The 19,698-nt window shown below is 61.8% G+C and carries 17 protein-coding genes and 1 tRNA gene; 5 read left to right on the top strand and 13 right to left on the bottom strand.

The genetic code is table 11. The features are described from left to right. Positions 1-9 precede the first annotated feature (9 nt). The 5 genes from ACQK2L_RS13300 to ACQK2L_RS13280 all read right to left on the bottom strand — a co-directional run bounded on the left by ACQK2L_RS13300 (position 10) and on the right by ACQK2L_RS13280 (position 6,461). Positions 10-1,347 carry a vitamin K epoxide reductase family protein gene (locus tag ACQK2L_RS13300; protein ID WP_425397504.1) on the bottom strand — a complete coding sequence of 446 codons (1,338 nt, stop codon included), beginning with the start codon at positions 1,345-1,347 and terminating at the stop codon, positions 10-12. 99 nt (positions 1,348-1,446) lie between these two features. Continuing rightward, on the bottom strand, positions 1,447-2,931 hold the full coding sequence (locus ACQK2L_RS13295; protein ID WP_425397503.1) for an MlaD family protein: 1,485 nt from the start codon (positions 2,929-2,931) through the stop codon (positions 1,447-1,449). A 50-nt stretch (positions 2,932-2,981) separates the two neighbouring features. After that, positions 2,982-3,572 carry a paraquat-inducible protein A gene (locus ACQK2L_RS13290; protein WP_425397502.1) on the bottom strand — a complete coding sequence of 197 codons (591 nt, stop codon included), beginning with the start codon at positions 3,570-3,572 and terminating at the stop codon, positions 2,982-2,984. A 98-nt stretch (positions 3,573-3,670) separates the two neighbouring features. Beyond that, positions 3,671-5,245, bottom strand: a complete 1,575-nt coding sequence (gene gltX, locus ACQK2L_RS13285) for a glutamate--tRNA ligase (protein WP_425397501.1) — start codon at positions 5,243-5,245, stop codon at positions 3,671-3,673. Positions 5,246-5,342: 97 nt separating this feature from the next. Further along, positions 5,343-6,461: a hypothetical protein gene (locus ACQK2L_RS13280; protein WP_425397500.1), complete on the bottom strand. Its 1,119-nt coding sequence runs from the start codon at positions 6,459-6,461 to the stop codon at positions 5,343-5,345. A 488-nt stretch (positions 6,462-6,949) separates the two neighbouring features. Here ACQK2L_RS13280 and ACQK2L_RS13275 point away from each other — a divergent pair, with 488 nt between their 5' ends. The 4 genes from ACQK2L_RS13275 (at position 6,950) to ACQK2L_RS13260 (ending at position 11,694) form a co-directional block, all read left to right on the top strand. Then, positions 6,950-9,160: a diguanylate cyclase gene (locus tag ACQK2L_RS13275; protein WP_425397499.1), complete on the top strand. Its 2,211-nt coding sequence runs from the start codon at positions 6,950-6,952 to the stop codon at positions 9,158-9,160. A 50-nt stretch (positions 9,161-9,210) separates the two neighbouring features. Continuing rightward, positions 9,211-9,459, top strand: a complete 249-nt coding sequence (locus ACQK2L_RS13270; protein WP_425397498.1) for a hypothetical protein — start codon at positions 9,211-9,213, stop codon at positions 9,457-9,459. Between the two features lie 245 nt (positions 9,460-9,704). After that, complete coding sequence (locus ACQK2L_RS13265) at positions 9,705-10,310, top strand: superoxide dismutase (protein WP_425397497.1); 606 nt, start codon at positions 9,705-9,707, stop codon at positions 10,308-10,310. A gap of 352 nt (positions 10,311-10,662) precedes the next feature. Continuing rightward, positions 10,663-11,694 carry a hypothetical protein gene (locus ACQK2L_RS13260; protein WP_425397496.1) on the top strand — a complete coding sequence of 344 codons (1,032 nt, stop codon included), beginning with the start codon at positions 10,663-10,665 and terminating at the stop codon, positions 11,692-11,694. A 125-nt stretch (positions 11,695-11,819) separates the two neighbouring features. Here ACQK2L_RS13260 and ACQK2L_RS13255 read toward each other — a convergent pair whose 3' ends face one another. The 4 genes from ACQK2L_RS13255 to ACQK2L_RS13240 form a co-directional block, all read right to left on the bottom strand. Further along, positions 11,820-12,143: a DUF6793 family protein gene (locus tag ACQK2L_RS13255; RefSeq protein ID WP_425397495.1), complete on the bottom strand. Its 324-nt coding sequence runs from the start codon at positions 12,141-12,143 to the stop codon at positions 11,820-11,822. Positions 12,144-12,454: 311 nt separating this feature from the next. Next, on the bottom strand, positions 12,455-14,887 hold the full coding sequence (locus ACQK2L_RS13250) for a sulfatase-like hydrolase/transferase (RefSeq protein ID WP_425397494.1): 2,433 nt from the start codon (positions 14,885-14,887) through the stop codon (positions 12,455-12,457). Between the two features lie 549 nt (positions 14,888-15,436). Then, on the bottom strand, positions 15,437-16,378 hold the full coding sequence (locus ACQK2L_RS13245; RefSeq protein ID WP_425397493.1) for a GGDEF domain-containing protein: 942 nt from the start codon (positions 16,376-16,378) through the stop codon (positions 15,437-15,439). 33 nt (positions 16,379-16,411) lie between these two features. Further along, positions 16,412-16,579, bottom strand: a complete 168-nt coding sequence (locus ACQK2L_RS13240) for a hypothetical protein (RefSeq protein ID WP_425397492.1) — start codon at positions 16,577-16,579, stop codon at positions 16,412-16,414. A gap of 349 nt (positions 16,580-16,928) precedes the next feature. Here ACQK2L_RS13240 and ACQK2L_RS13235 point away from each other — a divergent pair. After that, positions 16,929-17,002: transfer RNA gene (locus tag ACQK2L_RS13235), tRNA-Asp, on the top strand. A gap of 13 nt (positions 17,003-17,015) precedes the next feature. Here the strand turns inward: ACQK2L_RS13235 and ACQK2L_RS13230 are convergent. The 4 genes from ACQK2L_RS13230 to ACQK2L_RS13215 form a co-directional block, all read right to left on the bottom strand. Further along, on the bottom strand, positions 17,016-18,191 hold the full coding sequence (locus ACQK2L_RS13230; RefSeq protein ID WP_425397491.1) for a tyrosine-type recombinase/integrase: 1,176 nt from the start codon (positions 18,189-18,191) through the stop codon (positions 17,016-17,018). Between the two features lie 67 nt (positions 18,192-18,258). Continuing rightward, a complete protein-coding gene (locus ACQK2L_RS13225; RefSeq protein ID WP_425397490.1) occupies positions 18,259-18,483 on the bottom strand; it encodes a hypothetical protein in 225 nt (74 codons plus the stop codon). Between the two features lie 444 nt (positions 18,484-18,927). Continuing rightward, complete coding sequence (locus tag ACQK2L_RS13220) at positions 18,928-19,326, bottom strand: hypothetical protein (RefSeq protein WP_425397489.1); 399 nt, start codon at positions 19,324-19,326, stop codon at positions 18,928-18,930. Next, entirely contained in the window at positions 19,323-19,505 is a 183-nt protein-coding gene (locus ACQK2L_RS13215; RefSeq protein WP_425397488.1) for a hypothetical protein, read from the bottom strand. The genes ACQK2L_RS13220 and ACQK2L_RS13215 overlap by 4 nt, the downstream gene beginning before the upstream one ends. Between the last annotated feature and the right edge of the window lie 193 nt (positions 19,506-19,698).

Below are 19,698 nucleotides of genomic sequence, written 5' to 3'. Positions count from 1 at the left end.
TTGGATTCGTTATTCAGTTGGAGCGGGTGGCTGCATGCCGAGTTTACTTTCCAGCGTGCGGAAAAGTTCCTCGTTGCTCTTACCGCCGCCGGTGATGGCGGAGTCGGAGAACAGCAGCAGGGGCAATCCGCTATTCAGTGGGTGCCACTCATCGCTGTGCTGACGGAGCCGCTCGGTGATTTGCGATTTGAGCTTTTTGTCGAGGATCACTCGATCGCCCACCAAGTTCAAGGCTCGTTTGCGGGCCTGGGCGATGGTAGGCGGGTTGCGACCTTCGAGCAACCAATCGTGAAACTCTGCAAACTTCTTCGGTTCCAGCTCCCACACCGCCATGGCGAGCTGCGAATAGTCGCACGCGTGTTTGCGGCCGCGGCGACCTTCGGGAAGATGGTTGTTGCAGCCGTCGGCGAGCGGCACCGGCCGAATGATCACGGCAAACTGATCGCCGTACCGCTCGCGCGCCGCCTTGAGCCGAGGTTGCAGTTGCCGGCAATGCGAACAGGCGTAGTCCATCATTTCCACGATCACGTAGGTCGCGTCCGCGCGGCCGAGCACGGGTTCCACGTCGATGTCCACCGGGCTCGGCAACGCGGCAAAGCTCAGCAGCCGATGGGGCGGACCCGCGGGGGTACTGGGAGCTGCATCTTCTTCCGTGGGAGCGTTCTGCATGAAGTCGGGCGCTTCATCGGCGGCTTCGGTGTCCGGTTGCTCCGCACGACCCACGACATTCAACTCGACTTCCTGCATCGCCTTCGACGTATCCGTGGGCAGCACGATCTGTCCAATCGCCAGCACAGCGACTCCCAGCGCGCCGACGATCAGACTGGCCGCCGCGTGCAATGGCGAACTGCTTGCGTCGCGCGTGGCGACGATGCCCGGAATGCTGCTCGCGCTGGCGACCACCTCGACCTGCCCGTCGCGCGTGCCGACGTACAGCCCCGCGGTCATGCAAGTGATGGCCAGGCCACAGGCGTGGACCGTCAAGCAGAACAGACAAAGCGACTGGATCTGAAACAGTTGCAGGCCCACAAACCACACCGCAGCGCCAATGGCCATCAGCGAGAGTGCGAGCAGTGCGTTCATTGCCATCCCGCGCGGCGAAAGGGCAGCGGGCCAGACCACCGCGGCAATTGCCGCGTACACCACCCCACCCAACAGAGCAACCGGCACGCCGAGCCACCGCGACCAGGAACTGGCCAGCACGTCCTGGCAGTCGAACCCTTCGGCGCCGCAACTGGCGACTTCCGCGCCGCTCACCGAATCCCACACCAAGTAGGACGAGACGCCCACGGCCACCAAAGCGGCGAGGGTAATGAGCGTGGCGAGGACTTTCGCGGTAGTGGACATGGACGCGCAGGGGGCAGTCGAGTGGTAATCCTCTATTTTAGCACAACCTGCCCGATGGCTCTCGCCCCTGAAAAACAAAGCTCCCCACGCAGCCAGCGGCTATTCGGCCAAACGCAACGTAGCGATCGCGGGCCCCGACGGGGTAACCACCAACAGGCCGATCAACGCCCCGTCGGAAGTGGCGACCACGGCCGCGCCGTGCCAGTCGTCGAGGTCCGCCCCTTCGGGATCGACCTGCCAGCAGTCGCCCGACTCGCTGAGCGCCACGCGCGAGAGCGAATGAATCACCGAACTCTCCCCCGCATCGCCAGCCACCGAGCGGACCAGACAACAGTCTTCCGGCTCGGCTGGCGTGCGAAGCCGATCGGCCGCAATGGTCTGATTGCGCGGAACGTTGTGTTGCAGGCGGATCTCGGCCAAGTCGCACGGCAGCGGGTTTACCTTCGGCTTGCCACCCAACTCGGCAAGCGGACCATCGCTGCCGGCGGCGAACACGTCGAGATGCCACGAGTCGTCCAACGCGTCGTCGGGCACTTGCGTCGGACCACTAGGCGCGAAGAGCCGCTGGCCCTTGTCGGTCGCCACGACTACCGCGCTCGCGTCGTCGTCGTAGGTGCGGGTGAAGCCCAGGTACTTTTGCTTCCAGGTCGATCGCAGCACGACCGTGGGCGGCAACGGGAAGTCGACCAGGCTCACGGTCGAGGCATCTTCGGTCCAGTCGCCATCCTCTTCGGCGTGCAACGTAAAGACGTGCCCCGGGCGGACGGGCGTGGCTTCCTCATCGTCGGCGGGTGTGATGAACGACACACCGCCGCGGGCGATGGTGGTGAGCGATTCGGCTTTCAGCGAGAACCCAGTGAACCCGGCGTCGATGCCCAGCCCGCTGGTCGCCCAGAACTTCGAGTTGGCCCGCACGAGATTCTTGTAGGCCGAGTCAATCCGCACCCGCACATCGACGTAGCGCGTGTCGCTTGCCAGGTCGACACTCAGCACCTGGCCCACGTCAACACCGCGCCAGGAAACCGGCGCGTCGACCGTGAGTCCGTAGCTGCTGTCGCCGCGAAGCACGACTTCCATGCCGTCGCGGTAGCCATCGCCAGCTGGCGGGGCGGCGAGACCTTCGAACTCCAGTTGCTCTTTGGCGCCGGAGTCGGCGGGACTCACCGCGATGTATTTAGCGCCGATGGCCGTGTCGAGTCCGCGCACTTTGGTCAAGCTGATCTGCGGGCGGACGATCCAGAACCGCGTCCCTTCGCGAGCCAAACCTTCGGCGCCGGTGAGCAGGGTGACTTCGACGTCGATGTTCGACAGGTCGTCGGCAAGTTCAATGCGGTCGACATGGCCGACCTCGATGCCGCGATGCCGCACAAAGTCGCCCACCGCCAGCCCATGCCCTTCGGGAAAGCGGATGGTGATCGTCGGCCCGCTCGATTCCATCGAACGCCATACCAGAAAAGCAGCCACGACCAGTGCGGCGGCGGTGGCCCACCACATTTTCGAACTGCCGATCACCCGCCGCGGTTCAAGGCGTGCAGTAGGGAAGTCGCCAGTCGGTTGCTCGGTAGGTGGAGTGTCGGTGGTCATGGCCAGAAACAGGTTAAACGAGTTGTTGGTAAGTGCAACGAAACGGGTGTCTATTCCTCTTCCCAAATGGCGTGCGGATCGAACGACAGCGAAGCTACCATGCTCATCGCCACGCACAACACGAACGCGAGCACGGCGGGGCCAAGGTGGAATTCGACCATGTCGCCCAACTTGACCATCATCACCAGGAAGGCCAACAGCAGCACGTCCATCATGCTCCATTTGCCCAGGTGTTCCATCATTCGCAGCGTCCAGGCTTTCTGTTCGCGCCCTAAGAGTTCGAGCAAGCTGAGTTCCAGCAGCAGGATGATCTTGGCGAGCGGGAACACGATGGAGAACACCAACACGATGATGCCGACGAACCAACTGCCGTGCGCCAAGAGGTCGAAGATACCGCCCAGGATGCTGGACTGGTGCGTGTGCCCCAGTTGCTCGATTTCGAGCACGGGCAGCAGCACCGCCGGCCAAAACAGGATGAACGCCGCCAGCGCCGCGGCAGCGGTGCGACTGGCCGACTTCTGGCGCGAAGCGTGGGTTACGAACCGCGAACCACAGCGAGTGCAGACCGGCTGCATGCCCGCGGTGACGGCCGGCAGGCGGTGGATCATGCCGCAACAGTGGCACGCTTGATGATTTTGCATGAACCGTTACCCGGGGCCCACTGTATGAAACCCATCGACCACCCTACCACGCGATCGGAATGCCATGACCACTATTCGTCGGCGGCGAGCAATTATTGCTATTTGGCCGCGGCTAGTTGGTCGAGCGCCCGATCGATCCGGGCGAGGGAACGTTCCTTGCCGAGGATTGCCAAGGTCTCGAACATGCCGAAGCCCACCGCCTTGCCTGTCGCGGCGACACGCACCGCATGGATGATCTGGCCGATCTTGATTTCGCGCTGCTCGACGAAGTCGTGCAACAGTTTGTCGAGCGACTCGGCGTCGAACTCTTCCGCTGCGGCCAGCTTCTCGCGGAACGCGGCGAGCAGCTCCCCGGCATCGTCCGGCTTCACGAGACGCTTCTCGAACGCTTTCTCGTCGTACACCAGCTGGTCGTCGGCGGTGAAGAAGTCGTCGAAATCCAGGATGTCGCCGAACACAGTGATCCGATCGCCGGCGGCCTCGACGATCTGCTTGACGTAGTCCGCCACTTCGCATGGCGGTGGATCGGACACCAGGCCGGCGCGCTTGAGGAAGTCGACACAGCGGGCGACCTTCTGCTTGATGGGCAGCGCGTTCATCGCCCGTTGCTGGAACGCCATGAGTTTCTGCGCGTCGAAGCTCGCCGGGGCTTTGTTCACTCGCTCGAGCGAGAAGTGCCGGATCATCTCCTCACGGGTGAACTCCTCGGTGGAGTCGTCGAGCGACCAACCAAGCAGCACCAGGTAATTGAGGATCACATCGGGCAGAAAGCCGACCTCCTCGTAGAAGTCGACGATCACCGGATTGAATGTTTCGGCAGCCGTCTCGAGGCCCAGACGCTCGGCAATCTGCTGGCCCTTGTTGTTGAGCGCGGCGAAGTCGCGGTTCTTCAGGTACTTCTCGAGCTTCCGCTTGCTGAGTTTGTTCTTGCTACCCGGCTCGGCCACGAACGGCACGTGGGCGAACTCCGGCAGCTGGTAACCCAACGCCTGGGCGATGAACACTTGCCGGGGCGTGTTCGACAAGTGCTCTTCGGCGCGGACCACGTGCGTGATCTTGAAGTCGTTGTCGTCCACCACCGTAGCCAAATGGTACAAGCATGAACCGTCGGCCCGCTGCACCACGTGGTCCTGCTCGCGGGCCCAGTCGAACTTCACCGTGCCGCGCACCATGTCGTTCAGTTCGAGCGTTCCCTCGGTGGGCATCTTCAGCCGCACCACGCCTTGGCGACCTTCGGCCTCGAATGCGGCGGCCTGCTCGGGCGTTTCGGCCATCCACTTACGGCTGTAGCGAAACTGCTCGCCAGCCGCTTGCGCAGCTTCCCGCTCGGCGGTCAGTTCGTCGGTCGTGGCGTAGTCGCGATAGGCTGCGCCGGTGGCGAGCAGTTGGTCGACGGCCGCCTGGTAGCGATCGCCCCGCTGCGACTGGAAGTACGGTGCGTAAGGGCCATCGACGCCTGGGCCTTCGTCCCAGTCGAGCCCCAGCCAGCGGAAGCCGTGCAGGATGGGCTCGAGCGCCGCCTCGACGTTGCGCTGCTGGTCGGTGTCGTCGATGCGGAGCAGGAACTGGCCGCCGGCGCCGCGGGACAGCAGCCAGTTGAACAGCGCGGTGCGAACACCGCCGATGTGAAGGTAGCCAGTGGGACTGGGGGCAAAACGGGTGCGAACGGACATGGGCCTGGTGGGTAGCTGCGGAGGGGGATTCAAACAGTCCGCAGTTTACTCGATTGCGAGCAGCATACGAAGATGGCCCGCACCAGGTGACCCAACGCTAGGCCGCCCGGCGATTGGCCTTTTGCTGCCGCAGTCGCTTGCGTTCCGACTTGCTGAGCTTGCGGTTGGGCCGATCGTCGTCGTAGTCCTCGCTGTACCCGTCGCTGCCGTCGGTCCACTGCGCCTTGGTCTCGGCCACCGGCTCGGCGGCCTGCTTCTTGCGTTCGGCGCGTCGCTGGCGATTCGACTGCTTATCCTCAGGCTGCTGGGAGTCGGACTCCGAGTCCTTCTTGGACGCAGTGGTCGTTTCCTTGGCGATCTTCACTTCGGGGCGCGACTTCTGCGGCTTGGTCGCGACACCGGCCGCCACGTCGTGCCGCAGGAATCGCATGTAGGACACCAGCGAAGCGGCGGTCAACAGATAGCACCCCACCTGGGCGAGCTTGCCGACCAGCGGCGCAGCGGCACCGCCAATCCCGGCCAGCGGAGCCAACACCGCAACGCCCCCTGCCACGGCGCCGGCCACGAGCAGCGACATCGCGAGCTTGCTTTCCTTGGTGTCGAGCAGCACGCGCACGCCCACCCAAGCCATGGCCAACCCGCCAAGCACCAGCCACCACTCGGCTTCGCCCGTGAGCAACTGAATGCCGGTAGCGCTGGCGAGCTTCGCAGCCACTACCGCGTGCAAGCCGGTCACTGCATCGATGCTCAGCAGCACGGACAACACGGCCGAGGCGCGCCACAGACGGTGACGCCCCTTGTAGTCGTCCACTCGGCGGCGGCGGACGGCGAAGATGGCAACCGACAGGAACGCCACGGCCAGCATGGTGGCCGAGGCCACCCAAGTGGCGAGCGACGTGGGACTGCTTGCATCGACCACCGCCAGCGACGCGGGACCGCATGCGCCGCTGATGGACTGGCGGTAGATGTGCAGCGCACCCAAACCAGCAACCGTAGCGATGCTGCCAACCACCGTGGCCACCGGCACCAGCAACTGGCTGGGGAAATGCCGCTTGGCCAGCGCGCCGCCGACACTGCCTTCGGGCAGTGCATAGCGACGACCTTCGCCGCCGGTAGGCTGCTCGTCGGCCGGAGAGTGGGCGGCCAGTTCACGCGAGGCACTCAACACTTCTTCTTGCAAAATGCGACGACGACGTCCTTGTCGGGCACCGCTCATAAGCTCGGGTCCTTGAAGATCAGTTTGTGGGGGGAAGGCATACCAGGGGAAATGCCGCCACCGCGCCAGCGCGGAGCATCCCGCTCCGAGTAAGACTGGCAAAGGGGCAAAATTGCTGCCGCACCAGGAAGACCGGCGGGCGCAGTGGTGCGATCGCTCCGCGTTGGGCGACCTGCATCAATGCACTTCGACACAACCGCTACCATGCATTCAGCAGTCCGCCGACAAGTTCCTTCTGGCGCGATGGTACCGGCCAGGTAAACCTTACCGGCCGCGGAAGCTACCGCAAGAAATCGGCCCCGTATAACCCCGCTGCGTGATGCCGCAAACCAGCGCTAAATACTTGGGACGATTCGTTGCTTTGGCCCTGGTAGTGACCTACGGTTGCTTGGAAATGCCGTGCGCGCAGGCCTCGTGTGGCCAGATTATCGGCAGATTTCCACGCAACGAGGGGCAGCCCAACCAGTTCTTGCCGCGAAACGTCACCGATGACCGAACCCACACCACTTGATCCGTTCACACCCGACACCTCATCGGCGGCGCCAGTTGCGCCGACCACCACCAATCGTGTGTCCGACGAATTGCAGCGGCTCAAAGAGGCAGCGGCCGAAGATGGCCTGATGCAACTGCCTGAAGACCCGAATGGCAAAAAGTTCCAGAAGCAACTGGTAAAGGCCCGACTCGGCTCGGCCGCGGGACTGTTCACGGCGCTCAGGGCCAAACACCCGGCCACCGCCAGCCACTGCTTGCGAGTCGCCTTGGTATGCAGCGGCTGGTCGGCAGCAGCCAAATTGTCCGAAGAGGAGCGCGACGCCCTGGAAGTGGCCGCGCTGCTACACGACATCGGCAAGATCGGCGTGCCCGACGCCATCCTGATGAAGCCGGGCCGATTGCAACCGGAAGAAGCGGCCGCCATGGCGTCGAGCCGGCATGTGGCCGTAGAGATGCTCTCGGCCGCTGGCGCGCCGCAACTGGTGCTCGACACCGTGCTCACGGCCACCGCCTGGTACGACGGCACCAACGACGAGTTGCCGCTCTCGCAGAACGAGATTCCGGTCACCGCGCGGATGCTGGCCATCGCCGATGCATTCGACTCGATGACCACCGACCACGTCTATCGCCGCGCCCGATCGCGCGAACGTGCAGTGGCCGAACTGTTCGAGTACTCCGGCAAGCAGTTCGACCCGCAATTGGTTCGTGAGTTTGGCGAACTGGTTACTCGCGATCAACGCGTATTGACCGATCAGGTGGCGAGCCGCTGGCTGACCGACCTGTCGATGGAATGGAATCCCCCCGGCGGTACGACCTGCACCTCACGGCCAGGAGAACGACGTCAGCGGACCACCAACTCGCTGTTCGAGACCGTGCTGGTGAACAACATGCACGACGGCGTTGTGTTTATCAACTTGCAACGTCAGATTTTCATGTGGAACACCGGCGCTGAACGACTAACCGGCATCGCCGGCGCAGCGGCCTGCGGCAGAAAGTTCGAACCCAGCCTGCTGCAACTATCCAACGCCCGCGGCGGCCTGATTCCCGACACCGAATGCCCCATCGCCCGCAGCCTGAACCATGGCACCCAGTTACTGGAACGGGTCGGCGTGCTGGGCCGTAGCGGCCGTCACGTAACGATCGACCTGCACGTGGTGCCGGTGCACGACGACCAAGGCAACTGCTGCGGTGCTACCCTATTGTTGCACGACGCTTCGAGCGAGACCTCGCTGGAAGAACGCTGCCAGGCGCTGCACACCCAGATGACGAAGGACCCGCTGACCCAAGTGGCCAATCGGGCTGAGTTTGATCGCATGCTGGCGTTGTTCGTCGAAGCTCACCAGGAAACCGAGCTGACCTGCAGCCTGATCATGTCGGACATCGATCACTTCAAACACATTAACGACACGTATGGGCATCAGGCGGGCGACGAGGCGATCGTAACGTTCGCGTCGCTGCTAAAGTCGATGTGCCGATCGGGCGACCTGGTCGCTCGCTACGGCGGCGAGGAGTTCGCCATCCTATGTGCCGACTGCGACAACGCCACGGCCGTTTCGCGAGCCGAAGCGATGCGAAAGAAGCTCTCCGAAACAGCCCACGAGCAACTTGCCAACCACACGGTAACCGCCAGCTTCGGAGTTACCGAATTGCAAGCGGGCGATACTCCCGAATCGATGCTGCGTCGGTCGGACCGCGCGCTGCTGCAAGCCAAGGACCAGGGGCGTAACCAGGTAGTTCAATTGGGGAACGGTATGCCTGAAGAAGAAATCAAGAGAAGCTGGTTCAGTTTCAAGCCATGGACGGGCAATTCTCTGGTCGACACAACACTCTCGACCAATGTGCCAATCGAATTGGCCATCGAGAAGTTGCGTGGGTTCATCTCCGACCGCGAGGCACGCATCTTGCGTGTGACCGAGGACGAGGTGCGGCTGGAAGTGAACGAAGTGGCCACTCTGAAACGTGGTGGCTCGCAGTCCATGACGTACGTCATCGAGATCAAGTTCGACCAGGAGCGTGAAGCGAAAACCAACGCGGCAGGAATGGCTTCCGGCGAGTATGTGCAAACGGTGGCCAACGTGAAGATTCGCCCGAAGCGCGAACGCGACCGCCGTCGCGGCCACGTCGCCGAACGGGCCCGCCTGCTGCTGTCCAGCTTGAAGTCGTACATGATGGCCAAAGAAGGGGCAGAACCCGCCGCCACTGAATAGGCGTGCAACCCCGGCTAGCACCTTCCCCCTCGCACCAGCCCTCCGCAACCATGTCTACCACCACTTCCAATTCGACCTCCATTGCTGAGCATCACCTGCACTTGACGACCGCGGTCGACGAGGTGTTTGCCGAGCTGGCGATTCGTGTTGATTCGGGCCCATCCGAGTTGGACGCAGGCGAATACGTGGCCGAATCGCAGCGGCTGGTGGCGAAGATCTCGCAACAGCTTCAGGCTATCGAGCAGCAGCGCGATCGACTGGTGAATCTGCTGCAGGGGTTGGAAGTCGCGAGCGAATAGACCTCAAACTGCGGTACGCTAGCGATCGGCGAGCTCTCTTTCTCGCTGGCCATATTCCCGGGCAATACATGCATGCCCAAGCCGCACCTCATTGTCGATGCCCGGCATGGCCGGTATCCTGTAAGTGAGGCTGGCGTGTTGAACCGCGCCCGCCGGAACGCAAATCCCACTCCCTGGGAGTGATCGGCGTAGCGCGCCGCAGGTGCGTTGACACTTATGTAGACTCGAACACACGGAGGCCTGCCATGGCTTATTCTCTGCCCGACCTGCCCTACCCCGCCAACGCGCTCGAGCCCCACATCGACGCCAAGACGATGGAAATCCATCATGGCAAGCACCACAACGCGTATGTCACCAAGGTGAACGACGCACTGGCTTCGGCCGGCGTGGCGGATATGCCGATCGAAGAGTTGTGTGCCAAACTCGACACGGTGCCGGACAACGTCCGCGGCGCGGTGCGAAACAACGGAGGCGGCCACGCCAACCACTCGCTGTTCTGGACCGTCATGAGCCCCAACGGAGGTGGCGCGCCGACTGGCGAACTGGCGGCAGCGATCGACGCCGAATTGGGCGGCTTCGAGAAGTTCAAGGAAGCATTTGCCAATGCCGCTGCAACCCGCTTCGGCAGTGGCTGGGCCTGGCTGTCGGTCGATGGCGGCAAGCTGAAGGTCGAGAGCACCCCCAACCAGGACAATCCCTGGATGGAAGGCCGCACGCCGATCCTGGGTCTCGACGTCTGGGAGCACGCCTACTACCTGAACTACCAGAATCGCCGACCCGACTACATCGCCGCATTCTGGAACGTGATCGACTGGGAAGCGGTTGGCAAGCGCTACGCCGACGCCAAGTAAGTCGACACCACGCCAACCGCGTGCGATCAAATTCGCCGCTCCGCTAGCAATGCCACCGCTTGCGGCGGGCAACGAATTGCAGCGAAGAGAACATCACAACGGCAAATCGCCGTTGACCGATAATCGCGACACCCTATAATCGCCGCGCGCCAGCATCCCTGGCGTCGCGGTTTTTTTATTGGATTGTCGAAAAAACAGGACTCTACTGGAGCCCGTTCGACCGGATAGCCGAATTTGCCAGATGGAGCGCTTAGTAAAACTGTGCGCTTCGGACCGCAGTTGCACTTCGCGAAGGATCGCGAGGACGACGTCGGCTGGTTCGCCAGTGGCATTAATCAAAGGCATGGAAGCCATGAAAACGACAAACTTTTCACTCGCTGCGATGGCCCTGTTGGCTCTCGGACTCGCAACCGGATGCCAAACGGCCGGTTCGCGATACGCCTGGATGAACCCGGCAACCTATTTCCACCGCTCGGCGGAAACGGCTGTGGCGGATGGCGCACCGGAACTGCCCTCGGCCAAGCTAGCCGCCGATAAATCCGACGTTCCACCGATCGCCAGCGCGCCGCCGGCCAGCCCGCCCGCCGCGTCGGTCGCCTCGGCCCCTGCTTCGGACCACTCGGTGTTCCCTGCCGCTCCACCTTCGTCGTTCCCGTCGCTCGCGAGTTCGACTCCTGATGCTCCCGCCGCTTCGACTGGCAGTATGGCGCCCCAGGCGGGCCCCTACTCGGCCGTAGCACCCACAGCGGTTGCTAGTGCTCCCGCGGCGACCAGCACAGGCTTGCCCGGCTCGCAACCGACGACGACACCCTCGGCCAACTCGCTCATGAGTTCCGCTCCGCCAACCGACGCCTACGCGGCGCCCGCCAGCAGATACGATCGTTACGCGACGCCTTCGGCGCCGCTTGCCGACAGCGTGGCCAGCGCTGCCCCGCCCGCCAGCCCCGCCGCTCCGACCGCGACGACTCCAGCGGCAACCACGAACCTGGCGAGCACACCAGCCGACACCAGCAGCTACCAGCCTCGCTCGCGGTACGACACTCCGAGTGTGGCCGTTGAGAACATCTTGAACCTGTCGACGCCCAGCACGCCCGCGGCAACGGCTGCGACCACTCCGGTTGCGACACCACCCGTAGCTGCCAGCGTTCCGGCAACCACCGCACCGATCGCCACCACGGCGCCTGCGGTAGAGACGAACGAGACGTCGCAAGCCATGGCCACGGTTGAAGTCCCCAGTACCCCCGGCGGATACCGCCCGGGTGGAACGTCGACCTATCCGACGACGCAGACTTCGGTCAACGTGGCCACTCGCCCGGCCGGCGCCGAGACGACCACGCCGCCAACGCCGCCTTCGGCCTACGGCACGCCGACGAATCGCTACTAGGCCCCAGCAGCGGCAATCGGACTACGAATGCAAAAAGGCCGCATGCAACGTTTGTTGCGCGCGGCCTTCTTTATTGACGACGAATGACTTGCTGGCCCTTTCGGCCCATGCAGGTTAGCTGGCGATTACCAACCCAAGACCATGTTCGATTCAATCACCTTGCGGGCCTGCTCGAGGTCGACTCCGGTCTCGTGCATGTAGAGGCGAATGGCGTGCACTTTGTCGCCAGCGGCCTTGCTCAGGCAATCGCGGGCGGTGTGGCAAATGTCGACTTCCTCGGCAATCCCAAGGGCACTCTTCGAAATAACCCAGGTATCACGTGGGCGCTTGGTCATGCGGATGACGTTTTCCGATGGGTACGCGTCGGACACAACGCCTGTGGCGGAATCGGCGTCGGCAGCCCACGTGATGATAATGTGATTGTCGGTTTCTACTTCGAACAATGGCATGGGTCATTCCTTTCCAAATGCAGGGGGCGATCACGCGTCCCCCTCGTATGAAATCACATAGCCTGTGATAGGGTGCGGGTCCTAGTGCTCTGACGAGCGTTTGGGCTCGACAGGGAGCGGCGGCGGCCATGCCTCCAGCCACCCGGCGAGGTGCCGGACAAGCCCACGACCGCTCACCCACCGTAATGTAGGTTACCCCCCGGTTTGGGTCAACGAACCACCCCCCTTTTGGGCCAGCGGTGGCCCGAAGACGCGGTATTCCGCCCCCAGTTTTTGGAGGGTTGAAGAAGCGGCGCAAGTGCCGCGAGACATCAAGCGGCGCGACGCCGCCAAAGCCCAGCGATTCCGCAGCCGGCTAGCCCGAGCAACAGAGCTGTGCTCGGCTCCGGCACCTGGGCGTTCTGTGACTGGGCGGTGGTCATTCCAAACTGGCTCTTCCACACGGCGTAGTCGGCCGAATCGACGACACCATTGTGATCTCCGTCCGCAGCGAGCGTCACGCCGGTGGCTCCGAGTTCGTTTCGCCAAACAACATAGTCGGCCAGATTGACGACACCGTCGCCGTTGAAATCCCCTGTAGGCTCGGTATAGACCGTGGAGAGGTAGCTCTCTGCGATGTCTTGGGTTGTCAATGCATAGTTATGGAACGAGAACGAAGCGATCTCGCCCCTCAATCCATTCCCCAAGAACGGAAGGTCGCCCGCTCCGCCGGCACCGCCTTCTTCCCCAGCGATAAAGGCGCCCAGCTTCGCAGAGTGTAGGCCCTGGATGTAGTTATCCCAATGCAAGGAGTGCTCCTCGCCAACCATGCCCATGGTCTCTGCAAGTAGCTGGCCGTTGACGTGAATCTGCAACGACCGCGCGTCGGGCGAATCATCGTAGACAATAGTCAGCTGGGCAAAGTCTGTAACGAAGTCGCCCAGGGTCGAGATATCACCAGTCACACTTAAGTACTCGCCGGAATCTCCTACCACGCGGAAGCGAGCATCGTCGTTGGAGCCGTCCGAATCGGCATCTCCGATGGTCAGCGAGAGCCCTGCGTCCGGATCGCCTGACTCCAATAGAGTGTGGCTGTTGTCGAGATCATCCAGTTTGACCCACATCTGGAAGGTGACTGATCGATCGAAGTCGGCCGTTCCCGTATCAAACCTCCTACTATTGGCACGATTGCCGCGGTCGGATACATGGAAGAACTGCCGGCTGGCCGAACTGCTTCCATCGAAGCTCATGACGTCCGCAGGGAGCCCCTGGATGTCTGATTCCGCAGTTGCGTATTGCGCGCCGCCATCCAAATACCAACTTTCGCGGAATCTCTGTTTGACATCTGTTTGAGAACGCCAGGTGTCAGAGGTGCTCAGGTCGCTCTGTCCCTGCCAGACGATATCGACGGGCTTCTTAACATCGTACGGCAAAGGAGCGTCAGTAGATTCGAACCAATTGTCCAATTTGGCGATCAAATCGGCGTGCACATCTGGGAACTGGGCAGCAACATTCAACGAGTCGGTGGAATACTCTGCTTCCGAAAGCGATTGCGAAAAGTCGAACAATAGATTCTGGTCCGGGTCGCCGTTCTCTCCAAAGATGCGAAGTAGTTTGAAATTATCCTGGCGCACCGCAGCCATTGGCCGAATGCGGTAGTTTGCACTAACTCCAAGATTGGTGGCTTGCATGAAGAAAATCGCGCCGTCATCCGAGTAGGTGCGATCCAGGTGGTCCATCCCTGCAGGTAGGTCGCCCTCGTTAAATAGTAGCGGTGTCAAGTCGGCCCCCTCAACGCGACTAGGCAGAGGAGTATTGTTGCCTGCCAACTTACTTACGGTGGAGTAGATATCAGCCGTAGTGACGGGCGTGTGCGATACCGAGTTTGCCTCGATACCGGGACCGCTAATGAACAGGGGTGTGCGAATACCGCCTTCGAAAAGCGTTGCCTTGCCACCCGTGAGTGGACGATTGTTGCTGATGTTGTTGACCGCTCCGTTGTCCGAGGCATAGACGACATACGTATTGTCGGCAATGCCAAGATCGTCGATAGCGTCCAGGAGAGTTCCTATTCCATCATCCAGATCTTGCGTGTACGCAGCGTACGATCTGTTACTGTGTACCGAGCCGGTCGGCAATGCGTTGTACTTGTCCAAGTTCTCTTGAGTTGGAATGTACGGGCTATGAAGCGCAATGTGTGCGAGTTCCAGAAAGAACGGCGAGTCCTGCGCAACCTGTTCCGTCATGAAATCGATGGCCACATTCGTCTTACTCGTGATGGTACGAGGATCGTCGCTTGTCGAACCTTTCACTTCGTCGTAAGAGTCGAATCCAAAATCCAGTGCAGTGGAGCCGGCAACGTGCCACTTACCGACCATCTTGCTGACGTAGTTGCTGTTCCCTTCCTTCACGCGTTGGGCGATGCCCGTCGCCTGCGTGGGTTCAATAGGAAGCACTTGAGGTGGTGTGAGAGGAGCATAACCGAATCCACGCAGCTCATCTACTTTGTAAACGTCGGTGTACGCCGCTGCCGTGGGAGAGATACCGGTCGTCAACGCCAAACGTGAGGGAGAACATATCGGCGCGGCGGCGTAGGCGTTACTAAACCGCATGCCCTGCGAAGCGAGGCGTTCGAGATTCGGAGTTTGATAGAAGTCACTTCCGGACAATGGATTGTTTGGATCCATAGGCACGGAAGTACCATTCCAGCTTTGATCATCAATATAAACCACAACGATGTTAGGAGGCGGCGTATCGCCGGCCATCGCCGTGGCACCGGCAAGCGTTAGCAGTCCGTAGCACAGGAGCCTACAACAGCCGAACAACGTTCGAGCACGAAGACTTGGATGGATCACAGTGGAGCCTCTGTTCAATGTTCCGTCGCCCCCGGCAGTCTCGCGAGCACCAGCAGGTGCACCTTGTTGCGCAGCGAGGGGAATTCTTGGTGGGTAAGTAGCGCCCAGCAGGGACGTTGCAACCACCAATCCTACCAAATTGGTGAGGAATTGCAGCCAAGACGACCGATGCCCAGCCCTGGCCTTTAGAGCGGCGCATGCCCCCCTTGGTTGCGGGCAATCGATGGTATCCGTCCATGGTAATCAGCTGCTCAGGATTTGGCCAGCATCTCGCTCGGCTTGATCCAATTGGATATCGCCGACGCCGCAGAGTGCTGAAAACGCCAGAATAGCCGGGAAACCGCGAAATATGCCGCCACGCGGCTAGATAGCCGGTACTGAGCCCCGGTTCGGAGAAGCCAGCATCCTAGTAGGAAGACACGATTTTTTGGAGTCCGGTTTTCGCGGGATACCGGAAGCCTAAAGTGCGACTTCAACCTCCTGCGGTTGAGTCACGCCTTCCACCGGCTCGTTGTCCACCTGCAGGCCCTCGCCTGTGTGAAGATACTGAGAAGGCCCCCCGGCGGCTCGGGCGCTGTACAGGGCCGAGTCGGCTCGCGACAGCCAGCCTTGGGAAGTGTCGGCAGGCAGGGCTTCGGCGATGCCGCAGCCGGCCTCCAGTTCGCGGCTCGCTACTAGTTGCCTGCGGAGACGCGTACCGAAAACGCGGGCGCCCGAAAGCGGTGTTTTCGGCATCAGCACGGCAAATTCTGCTCCCCCCAATCGGGCGATGTAGTCATGGCCGCGCACGCAGCGTTCGATTTCGGTCGCCACTCGTTTGATGAACTCTCGATGCTCATCGCTTCCCGGCGTCAACTCGGGCGGCGGCTCGACGCTCACCAAGGCAATCGAGGCGGGCGATCCACCGCGGGCGCGATCGGCCAGCGCCAGTTCCAGTTGTTCTTCCAGCGCTGGGGTGTTGCCCAAACCGGTGATCGGATCGGTTCGTCCCTCGGTAAAGTTCGACAGCACTTGCGACTGTTGGCGAAGTTCGTCGTACGCGTGTGACAATCGCGAAGCGAACCGCAGCGTCGGCAGGATGATCTCTTCCGCTTCGTTGGAGAGCAGGTTGAGCGCCGAACGCGGATCGTGCATCGACGCCTCGTCGACCTTAGACTTAAATCGATCGACGAACGTGCGATGCTCGGCCAACCGCTGCCGCAGTTCGTCGATGGTATCTTCCATTTGCCGAGCAACGCGCGCGGCTCGATGCAGTTCGCGGGGCCCGACAGCGGCCAGATTGCTCGGCTCCACCGTTCGGGTACGACGGCCAAACACGTAGCCCACCACGGCTACTGCAGCCAGCCCCACGGTGACGGGAATGCCGACCAGCACCCCGGAAACCCAATCGAACAGTTCCATGATCCCGATCTTCCGCAGCGTCGCCAAAAGTAGTTAGAAGTTACTCCGCGAGCCGAAGCCCCGCATGCACAGGAACCCGCAGGCGGCGGCCACGCCAAGCACGACCACCCACTCCTCGCGGCTGAGCGTGTTGAACCAGTGCCAGGTGCCTCCCATGAAGGCATCGAACCACTCGGAAATCTTGATGTAGACGTTGTCCATCGGACAGGTTCCTGACAGTAGCGGGTACTGGGCCGAATGAAGTGTAGAACGTGCCTCACCCGCCCCGGCTGGAGGATCCCGCAGCAGCGAGAAAAACGCCTCCTTCCAGCGGGCCCCATCCGCCAGAATCCGCACAAACGCTACCAACCGCGTGCCAGATAGGGCCGTAGCAGGGCGAACCTCGCCCGGCAGGGTCGCGTCCTGCCACCGGTCGTGAAGCTGGCCCCGCGGTAAAGTCCGAGGGTCCAATTGACGATCCGATACTAAGCTGGCTAAAATGCCGGGCTCTGGACGAGCGAACCACCTCCATCGGGGTAGGTGGCTCCCACGGCCAAAAAAGCCCTGACAAGGCGCGGTAGCTCAATTGGTTAGAGTCCTGGACTGTCGATCCAGTGGTTGCGGGTTCGAGTCCCGTCCGCGTCGCTCTCAAACCCCTTCATTCGAAGGGGTTTTTTTGTGCCTCTTGCTCTTCTTTCTCGCAGCGTACACCTGAGCGTACACCCAAATCGGAATCGGCCGCCCAGAGTTCTGCTGCGGTCCGCTCGGCATCGTCGCTGACGTAGAATTCCAGCGTGGTCCGGATATCGGAATGACGCATCAGTTCTTTCAGCACGGCCGGCATGACCTTTCGGCTCCAGCGGTCCCCAAACGAGCGTCGCAGGTCGTGGGCGCTGGCGGCTTTCTTGGTCTTGGGATTCACGACCACCTTGGCCAACTTACCGATCGACGACACAAATCGCCCCGTGAGGTGCCGGTCCCGGGGCATATCGAACACGTGGCCGATTCGCTGCTCTGTAGGCACGGTCTCAAGCAACCGAACGAACTCAGGAACGATGGGGAGCACCTGGTCCTTACCCGACTTCTGAGACTCACCAGGGATCCGCAACAACGCGTGCTTGCCGCTAAAGTCCACCACTAGGGCGCCGGGGGCATCGTCCCACCGGAGCTTCAGCGACTCGCTCAAACGCAGCCCCGAACACCACAGCCCCTTCAGGTAGAACCGGACGCTGTCAGCGCTGCTTTTCACCTTCGGATCATCCTCGAGCGCCTGGGGGACCTTGAGCAGCATCTCGTTGAATTCCTGCAGCGAGATCGGACGGCCCTTCATCCGCTTACTGCCCTTCGCTCGCTTCGGTATTTCGATCTTGGGGAGGCGGTTTAGCATCCCTTGCCCGTGGCACCAGCGAGAGAATAGTCGCAGCACGCGCAGGTGCCGGGCGATCGTGGCCTCCGATAGCTCGTCCTCGCGGCAATCGGTTACGAACCTGGTTATCCGATTGGTGGTAAGGTCCGACAATCGCTCTGGGGTGGCCAACTTCTCGAATACGTTGAACGTCGCCAAGTAGGTGGTGGCGGTCTCTTTGCCGAGCGTTGGCAGCACCACGACCTTGTATCGTTCAATAGCATCGGACCACGTGGCCCTGCTGGTCGGGATGTAGGTTCCGCTGCGCAGTTGCTCCTGCCAAACGCCGGCTGCTTTCTCCGCGTCCTTCCGTTTGATGTGGCCGCTCGATTTCGTGACGTGCTTTTTCGTGTAGGGGTCGAGGTATCGCATCAGCCACACGTTGCGGCCGGCTCGCTTCAGAACGTGGACATTGACTGTCTCGGTCATTGCTTTCTCCAGGTACTTGGGGTCGGGTTGATCGCTTCCGTGCGAAACTGGGGCGTCCTGTGGCTGCCTATTCGGCAGTTTGCTCGTCGCACGCGGCGAGCGGGCCAGGTCCTACGATTTGGGCCAGCCAGTCGCGCTCCCACGCGCCGGGCCGGGTGATCGCCTGGTCGGTGTGGTCGAGCAAGCGCTCGAGCAAAACTTCCGGCCGGCCGAGACCGGCATACGCGGCGAGGCGTCGGAGTCGAGCGTGTTCGTCGGGGTCGATGGTGATGGTGATGGTGATTTGGGTCATGGGTCTTGCCGTTTGTGAGAAGCCCGCCGGCCGCGACGGTGCGGCCGGCGGGTGGTGATGGTTACAGTTGACCAAGTACCGGGAACCGATACCGCGGCACAGCCCTGCGCGGATTGCTTCGTCGGAACTCCTCGCACTTGGCGGCGATTTCCTCCGGGCTCGGTAGATACGCCCCGTCATCAGACTTGGGGTGAGGCGGCTTTATGGGCGGCCTCTTCAACGGTGTAACCTTCCGTTTTGGTGGTGGCGACTCAGCCACTTCGGGTTTAGGTTTCGCCACTATCGGCGTGACCTTTTCGGGTTCTCGCGGTCGCAGTTGCTGCGGATGCTTGCCGCTACGAATGAGCTGCACGCTACAATGACTAATGCGCGTTTGGCGGGCGATCTTACGAATGCTCCCGCCGGCCGCGATTAGCGCTTCGATCCGTCGGACTTCCTGAAGGGTTAGCACTTGGCACCTCCCTTCCGTCGACGTGTTGGCGGTTCGGCGGTGCGGAGGTCCTGCATGCGCCGCTCCGTTCGCTCGATCAGTTGCATGGCGGTGAAGACGTTCACAGCCTGGCCGTGCGCCACCCTGCTCAAGTCGGCGTTCAGGGACTGCGTTCTGACACAGAGCCCACCGGCGAGTAGCTGGTGGTTCTCGAACATCCTTACCAGCGTTCCAATAGTCGCTCTCTCTGGCACCGCTAGCGATCGCTCCGCCGCCATGCCAAGCAGGCATTGCTCCAGCGCTACGCGAGCGGCCAACAGAGACGGGGAAGTCCAGCCAAGCAACAGCAGCGGCTTGGCGGCTTCCAACGGATCATGGCCGACGGTGTCGGCGTGGGGGACTGTTGCGTTCAAGCTTCACCCCCTTCCGTTTCAGTGACTGCCCAGCGGTCCTCGGCGCTGAGCGGTTCGACGTTGTCGGTCCACTTCAGCAGGTGCCAGGCGTCGTGCTCGAGCACGTAGTCGCGCAGCTCCGCGAGGTTGTTGAAATTGCGGGAGGTTCCACTTCGTCGCGTAGGTGTGACGGTAGCCATACTTGGCCAGTCCCTTTCCTGGCCTCGCGAGAATGCCGGGTGACGTTGGCAATGGCGAGGGCGCAAAGAAAGCGCCGACGTGCGAAGGCTTTGCTAGGCGGATTCTGAGGCCGCCCGGGGCCCTTACGGGTACCCCAAACCTGCGCACGCCGGCGCTCTGTTTTCAGAATAGAGTTTAGCATTGTTCAGAATT

The organism is Aeoliella sp. (assembly GCF_965227375.1).
GTDB lineage: Bacteria > Planctomycetota > Planctomycetia > Pirellulales > Lacipirellulaceae > Aeoliella.
The sequence above is the reverse complement of the archived record's forward strand: the minus strand, read 5'-3'. Positions and strand labels throughout refer to the sequence as shown.